A 6,836-nucleotide genomic window follows, 5' to 3' on the forward strand; every position below is an offset into this window, starting at 1 on the left:
CACCGTTATTATTTAAGCGCTGGTGGAAGTAGTCGCGCTATATTAAAAAGCTCAAGTTTATTGTTAAAGGCGCCTCAAGTTTATTGTTAAAGGCGCCTGTGTTTATAGATGTGGGCTTAAATGTCAAACTTTATTTTTTCTAGATAAACTCTTCCGGCTTTGAGCGGCGCCAAGAGATGGAACATTGATAATAATAATATACGTAATTATTATTGCATAAGACTGGAAAGGGCAACATGTAAATCGCCATACCAAAAAATAGAGCAGCAATTATTACTTCGAGAACTAAACCATGAATCATCAACCAGAAGGTACGCTCAAGTTGCCACCAGAATGTGTTCTTCGCAAAGCCTGTGCCACAGATGCGGAGGCAATTAAGTCACTAGTGTCTACTGAACGAGTTAATCCTACACAATTGACTTGGTTCCAGTTTTGGGTAATTGAGAATAATAAACACTTAGTGGCAATAGGTCAGCTGCGCCAACATCATAGTGTTCAGGAATTGGGCAGTTTAGTTGTGGCTCATGCATTGGCGCCGTCAAGGCTTGGGAACATATCTAGCTGAACATCTAATTAAGCAAGCGACTGCGCCACTGTACCTATTATGTGGAGCGAGGTTGCTACCGTTCTATACCCAGTTGGGCTTTGTGCCAATTAAGTGGCTAGCGTTGCCCTATCCACTCAAATTGAAGTTCGGCTTTGTTAAACTATTTCTCGCCACACTATTACGAAGGCGATTGGTATTTATGCATTATAGAGTACTATCTGATGAATATAAATTGGGCACCATGTAAAAACATACTTTTTCAGGCACCTCCATACATCTCTTCTCACGCTAAAATACATTTGTTCTTTCTAGAGGGGAAAACAATGGCAGTTAAACCAATTCCCAATGGCTTTCATACAGTAACGCCTTATTTGAAGGTGCCTGTATTTATATAAACTGATGCCAATTGAATAAACCGCAGGCGCCATGCGTATTAAGATTTATATAATTAATGTGTTTTTTACTGTCCACCTATTTACACAGTTTTTATGTACAAAATGTACGATGAATATGAAGCCAGACTTGATGAGATGATTAGAGTTGGGAAACTCAAAGTTGAATATAGAGACAAACTTTTAGAAATTGATAAACTTATAGAACAAGCAAAACATGACGGAATATTTATTGGTCATGGATGGGGAGAAGATGCAAATCATAACGTCATTGATGAGTATGAAATTCTTGACAGTGAAGGTAATTTTTTGTATCTGACGTTGGCAGATACATGCTTGTATCTCCAAAATTTAATTGCCAAGCATCATAAAAATCTTTGAACTTGTTTACGAAAAATTTAAATTGATTGACGTATTAGCTCCGAGTACTTAATAATAATCAACCTAATTGCCTCAAACAGCGCGCGGACGATTACTGGCTCTACTTTATATTAACAGTTAATACATTAATCCAATCATTTAAATCAACGTCGTAAGGGTTTGCTAGATTCATAATTTCTACCCAAGCAGTATATATTTCTTCACCTAAATCAGGATGAAGTGTATTAGTTTCTGCCTCCGCGCGCGCCATTAAGATACAGCGTTGAGGCGATTTTAGTACATGAATATGGGGGTAAGTTCAGATTAAAGTATCTACTAGCACTCGCTGCACGCAAATTGTACTCCTTGAGCTTGGCGCCACCAATTTGCATAACTTCTAGTAGCTCAGATATATATTGTTAAAGTATCTGCCTTTTTCTGACTTGAAGTTTTGTAATATATTATATGAAGTTTATGCGTTTGTATAAAATAGGATTCAAAGTTTCTACTTTAGCATCTGTTCTACTGATATCATTAGTGTTTGAATTATTAATGTATAAAATATTTCGAGCAGTAGCGCAGCCACAAAATATACAGAGTGTAGAAATTAATCAACTACTTAAGCAAGGTAAGAAACAGTATAATCAAGGAGAATTTCAACTTGCTATACAATCTTTTGAAAAAGCGTTAATATATTCTAGAGATATAAAAGACGTTTCAAGAGAGACAGAAGCTTTAATTAATTTAGGCACTGTCTATAATATTATAGGTAATTGTACTAAAATAACAGAGTACTATCAACAATACTTAATTGTGAATCAACGCTACGATATCCCTTCAACTCCTGAGCTAGTAAATGAAAAAATATATCAATATACTTGGTTCAATAAATATAAACTCCAGAATAAAGATACTATTGAGAAGTTAAAAATAGAAGCAAAAACATCTTTAATAACAGCAAATAGATTATATCAAAATCAACAATTTGATAGTGCTATAAAACCTTTTCAAATGGCTTTGTCAAACTACTCTATGATTCATGATTATCAAAATACTGTTAAAGCTATTATAGGTCTTGGGGATAGTTATTATTATCTAGGTAAATATAGTGATGCCACGATATCATTGAGACATGCTTTGATAATAGCGAAAGGAATAAAAGATGAAAAGGGTGAGATAGAAATACAAAAAAGAATGGCAGCAATAAAGGAGAAAAGTGATATTCTCAAAATGAAAGCAGAAGAACTATATCACCAAGGTGTTAAACATTATAAAGAATGTCAAGTTGAATCAGCATTTAAATTATGGGAACAATCAGTTGCTATTTATAATAAAATAAATCAACTTCCTGTAATAGAAATCGATAAATTTGCAATCAATGTGTCATCAGAGAAGAGCGAATATTTGTTTCAACAAGGCATTGATTTATATCAAAAGCGTAATTATAAACAATCTTTATATTTATGGCTTAAAGCGATAGAACATTGTCAGTATTATCGAAATATATGTCGTGGAGAACAAGAACAAACTATACTTAAGAAAATTAGTGAAACATACAATATATTAGGAAAACACCAGGAGAGTATTGCATTTTATAAAACACAAGTAGAATATTATAAAAATCAGAGTAATTTCAACTACATCAGTAAGGAAGAAGCTATCTCTTTATATTCTCTTGCTTTTGCTTACTTACAATCTAACAAACCATTAGATGCAGAGACTTTTATTCGCAAAAATATTCAGAGGTTAGAGGATATGAGGCGTTCTGGACAACTAATAATGAGGAGAGAATTTCCTGATGATGAATTAGTATCATTTTTTGATGAAGACCATTACCCTAGCTACTTAATTCTGCAAAAAGCTTTAATTGCTCAGAATAAATACGAAGTAGCTTTAGAAGTTTCTGAGCAAGCGCGCGCTCGTATATTTTCAGATTCATTAATGAGAACTTTAAAACCTGAAAGTGTTTATGATGGACCAGTTGTTTATGCTGTAGATTCACAGATGCAGCCATTATTGAATCAATTAGATGGACCGAATCCTAAAAATGGGGAGCCACTTGCTGATTTACCGTCCATTCATCAACTTAAAGCAATTGCTACTGAACAGAATGCAACACTTGTTGAGTATTCAATAATTGAATCAAATCTTTACATATGGCTGATTAAACCCACAGGGAAAATCATATTTCGCTCATACGATTTGAAAAAATATACAGATAGTATAGATACAATTATTAATAATACACGTATATCTTTAGGCGCCATAGATTTAGTTACTCGTCATCGTGGGTTGGTAGTACAAAATTCAGAAAATGCTTCAATTAAGAATCACACTCAAAATTTACAGAAACTTCACGACTTATTAATTAAACCTATTATAGACGTTCTTCCTACTAATTCTAACGAACGAGTGATTTTTATTCCTCAAGGTTCTTTATTTCTCGTACCATTCGGCGCCTTAATTGATGAGAAAGGCAAATATTTAATTGAAAAACATACTATTCTCACAGCACCATCAATTCAAGCATTAGATTTAACTCGTAAGCAAAAACAGCATATAAAAATAAAACAGAATTTAAATAATCTAGTTGTCGGCAATCCAACTATGCCTACTATATCTTTAGAGCCTTTTTCAAAACCTACGCAACTACAACCTTTAGTTGGAGCAGAAAAAGAAGCAAAAGCAATTTCATCCATACTCAACACTCAACCTTTGATTGGTAGTGCTGCAACCAAAAATACAGTGGTTGAAAAAATGTTCACATCAAGAATTATTCATCTTGCAACTCATGGATTATTTGATAATTTGTATGGTCTGAAAAGTGCTATTGCTCTTGCCCCCTTTGGTACAGATAATGGTTTACTGACCGCAGAGGAAATTTTAAAGTTCAAACAAAAACTTCATGCTGATTTAGTTGTACTTAGTGCTTGTGATACTGGTAGAGGTAAAATCACAGGAGATGGCGTTCTTGGTTTATCTCGCTCGTTTATTAGTGCTGGTGCTACAAGCGTGATTGTTTCCCTCTGGGCTGTAGATGATGGCTCTAGCGAGTTTTTGATGAACGAATTTTACAAAAATCTTCGTCAAAAAAAGCTTGATAAAGCTACGGCATTACGTAAAGCAATGTTAGTAACTAAAGCTAAAGAGGAATATAAGCATCCCTTGCATTGGGCTGCTTTTACACTTATTGGAGAAGCTGAATAAGTATCCAAGTACTTAAGTCTTTAAGTTGGTAATATAACCTAACAGGCATACTTTTATCGATTTACTTTTTGTTGAAGAATTTGCAGAACTATGTCGTGTTCCCTTGGGGTGATGATTGATTTTACCCAGTTGCCATCATCAATAATAATGGATTTCGTTTTTGAGGGACGCTTCCAATCTAAGTGGAACCATTCTGGACTCAAACCCATCCCCCAAATACGCCCTGCTCCATCCCAAAACCCGATGCTTTCCTCTTGAACGCTACGGATACTATTGTAAGGAATGCATTTGCTGCCAATTGGAAAGTAATACCAATGAATTGTAATAGCATCGTCATCACAAACAATGTACTCGTCTTCGTAAAGAACGGTCATAAAAAAGATATCCAAGGTCTTGGTAAAATAATTATTGATATAGTAGCATGACCGAGACAGGCACCTAAATAGCTGCACAAGGACGTAATTATTTTTACAAATCTTGTTCATCTACGGCGCCGAGTGCTTTGAGCGTGGCTTTTTCTGCTGCTGTTAAACCAGTGGTGCCTGTAATGTTCATGTTTTCGTAGGGTCTATCATTAAGTGTTTTTAAACATTCGCCTGTTTCAGTATTCCATACCTTTACTGTACCATCGTAGCTACCACTTACTAAAATAGAAGAATCACAAAGAAAAACAACTGATTGAACTCTACCAGTATGACCTTTTAATATCTTCAAACATTTTTGTGATTGGATATCCCAAAGTCTTATTGTTTCATCACAGCTACCGCTCGCTAATATTTGAGAATTTGCATTAAATGCGACAGAGTTGACTTTGCTAATGTGTCCTTCTAATAACCCTAAAGATTCTCTAGTTTTAATATCCCATAATCTAATAGTTTTATCGTCACCTCCACTAGCTAAACATTCTGAGTTTGAAGCAAGTGAAAGTGACCGTATATTTCCAAAATGTCCTTTTAGCAATGCTACACATTCTCCGCTTTGAATATTCCAGATTTTTATTTTGCCATATGAACTACTGATTAAAGTATTGTTATCTGCAAAAACTAAGCAGTATATATCTGAATCATCTTGTAATGTTTTCAAAATGTCTTTGTTATGTAAACTCCATAAAGTTATACTGCCACTAGTCCCTGCACTTGCCAAAATACTATTATCTTCGTTGAAAGAGCAAGTGAATACTCGACTATGATCAAGTTCAAACGTACCTATCAATTCTGTTTTTATTGTATCCCAAAGCATTACTTTCCCATCTCCTCCAGAGCTAGCTAGTAATGCAGAATTATGACCAAGTGCAAGTGAATTAATCCATTCAGAGTGAGCAGTTAAAGTTTTTATAAGTTTTCCATTACCAATATCCCAGACTTTGATTGTACCATCTTCATTTCCACTAATAATAGTTTCTGCGTTGGGAATATTTACTAAAAAGTTTACCCAATTAGCAAATCCATGTACAGTTTTGATGCATTCTCCTGTATTAATATCCCAAAGTTTTACTGTCTGGTCTTTACTACCACTAAGTAGTATCATATCTTTTGGATTTATAGATATCGAATATAATCCACGAGTATGTCCTTGCAACGTTTTTATACATTCTCCTGTATCAACATCCCAGATTTTAATGTCACAGTCATTACTGCCACTAATTAATTTTTTACCATCGGGAGTAATAGCAACACTCCAAACTGCAAACTGATGACCCTCAAAGGTTTTCAAGCATTTTCCAGTACTGATATCCCAAGTTTTCACAGTTTTATCACCACTGCCACTTACCAAGATTTTGTCATCTGAGCTAATCAATAACGAAGCTACTCCCCTAGTATGTTCTTGCAAAGTTTTTACGCATTTTCCAGTATTGATATCCCATATCTTTATGGTTGTATCATTACTACCACTTGCTACAATTTGATTGTCAGAACTGATTACAACAGCAGACTGCCTCGAAATTCTGACACACCAGGCAGCCCACCATCGGCCATTTCACGGGCACCCCTCATGCTGCTCCTCAACGATACACTACGTGCCCTGTACGTGTACGATTCTCTTCGTTTACTCGTTAATGGAGGTCAGCCATGCCTCGGTTGGTGGGCTGCTGGGGTCACCACAGGCAGGGCTGGGCAGCGCGGACAACAGCAATATTCTCGTCGCGTTCAGAGACATCTGCACAAGATGAATTGACATTCATTTGCGACTGAATGGCGCTACCAGGTGGGCTGATAGCGGTGAAGCAGGGGTAAGAGCAGCAGCAGCGTCCGTAGCAGCGTGGGCTGCACAGTTGACATGATGGCAACTTTCGTCTGCTGAGCAATTGTTAGGGATGGCATCAAGACTCG

General features: G+C 35.9%; 6 protein-coding genes. 3 read left to right on the plus strand and 3 right to left on the minus strand.

Features of this window, described 5'->3' with window-relative positions:
• Positions 1-292: 292 nt before the first annotated feature.
• Together AC2JBO_RS22030 and AC2JBO_RS22035 are read left to right on the plus strand one after the other, a co-directional pair.
• Positions 293-565, plus strand: coding sequence for a GNAT family N-acetyltransferase (locus tag AC2JBO_RS22030; RefSeq protein WP_496955793.1), 273 nt, complete (start codon positions 293-295; stop codon positions 563-565).
• A gap of 470 nt (positions 566-1,035) precedes the next feature.
• A complete protein-coding gene (locus AC2JBO_RS22035; RefSeq protein WP_496955794.1) occupies positions 1,036-1,320 on the plus strand; it encodes a hypothetical protein in 285 nt (94 codons plus the stop codon).
• A 100-nt stretch (positions 1,321-1,420) separates the two neighbouring features.
• On the opposite strand, the gene AC2JBO_RS22040 is transcribed toward AC2JBO_RS22035, so the two are convergent.
• Positions 1,421-1,570: a hypothetical protein gene (locus tag AC2JBO_RS22040; RefSeq protein WP_496955795.1), complete on the minus strand. Its 150-nt coding sequence runs from the start codon at positions 1,568-1,570 to the stop codon at positions 1,421-1,423.
• A 194-nt stretch (positions 1,571-1,764) separates the two neighbouring features.
• On the opposite strand from AC2JBO_RS22040, the gene AC2JBO_RS22045 reads away from it, so the two are divergent.
• On the plus strand, positions 1,765-4,506 hold the full coding sequence (locus tag AC2JBO_RS22045) for a CHAT domain-containing protein (RefSeq protein ID WP_496955796.1): 2,742 nt from the start codon (positions 1,765-1,767) through the stop codon (positions 4,504-4,506).
• Between the two features lie 53 nt (positions 4,507-4,559).
• Here AC2JBO_RS22045 and AC2JBO_RS22050 read toward each other — a convergent pair whose 3' ends face one another.
• Both AC2JBO_RS22050 and AC2JBO_RS22055 read right to left on the minus strand, forming a co-directional pair.
• Positions 4,560-4,880 (minus strand): PH domain-containing protein, encoded by a 321-nt coding sequence (locus AC2JBO_RS22050; RefSeq protein ID WP_496955797.1) that lies wholly within the window; start codon positions 4,878-4,880, stop codon positions 4,560-4,562.
• A 94-nt stretch (positions 4,881-4,974) separates the two neighbouring features.
• A complete protein-coding gene (locus tag AC2JBO_RS22055; RefSeq protein WP_496955800.1) occupies positions 4,975-6,450 on the minus strand; it encodes a WD40 repeat domain-containing protein in 1,476 nt (491 codons plus the stop codon).
• Between the last annotated feature and the right edge of the window lie 386 nt (positions 6,451-6,836).

This window comes from Calothrix sp. CBUCES-K 9914 (genome assembly GCF_059640475.1).

Bases quoted from the DNA above. Each gene is read 5' to 3' on its own strand.
- AC2JBO_RS22030 (WP_496955793.1), top strand. From the start codon at position 293: ATGAATCATCAACCAGAAGGTACGCTCAAGTTGCCACCAGAATGTGTT.
- AC2JBO_RS22035 (WP_496955794.1), top strand. From the start codon at position 1,036: ATGTACAAAATGTACGATGAATATGAAGCCAGACTTGATGAGATGATT.
- AC2JBO_RS22040 (WP_496955795.1), bottom strand. From the start codon at position 1,570: ATGGCGCGCGCGGAGGCAGAAACTAATACACTTCATCCTGATTTAGGT.
- AC2JBO_RS22045 (WP_496955796.1), top strand. From the start codon at position 1,765: ATGAAGTTTATGCGTTTGTATAAAATAGGATTCAAAGTTTCTACTTTA.
- AC2JBO_RS22050 (WP_496955797.1), bottom strand. From the start codon at position 4,880: ATGACCGTTCTTTACGAAGACGAGTACATTGTTTGTGATGACGATGCT.